This is a genomic window from Mesorhizobium sp. M3A.F.Ca.ET.175.01.1.1 (assembly GCF_004791945.1).
Lineage (GTDB): Bacteria > Pseudomonadota > Alphaproteobacteria > Rhizobiales > Rhizobiaceae > Mesorhizobium.
Genome location: NZ_SRTP01000452.1, coordinates 1 through 278, shown reverse-complemented (window position 1 = coordinate 278; position 278 = coordinate 1). Strand labels below are relative to the sequence as shown.

The following is a 278-nucleotide window of genomic DNA, read 5'->3' as shown; positions in this document are numbered from 1 at the left end:
GGCCGGTCACCTAGGCTGAATTAACCCGCGCTGCTCACCTCAGGCAATCATATTCGCGGGATGTCAGCGAAATCCCATCAACTGTTAGATCGCTCGGCAATTTGCGGCGAACGCAACGATGAAAGCAGGCCGCCATCAGTTGAAGAGCTTGTTCGTACCGCTCAGCGACCCGAAGAAATACTGGACGAGGCTCATCGGCGGCAAAAGTAACCGCAGCGATGCGGCCGCGGAGATCGACAATTGGGATCGTCAAACCGCAGCAGATGCTGAATTGAGCC

At 56.1% G+C, this 278-nt stretch carries 1 protein-coding gene; it reads right to left on the bottom strand.

What is annotated here, in order from left to right; translation table 11 throughout:
• Positions 1-34: 34 nt before the first annotated feature.
• Positions 35-265: an autoinducer binding domain-containing protein gene (locus EN818_RS32400; RefSeq protein ID WP_281039978.1), complete on the bottom strand. Its 231-nt coding sequence runs from the start codon at positions 263-265 to the stop codon at positions 35-37.
• Positions 266-278 lie beyond the last annotated feature (13 nt).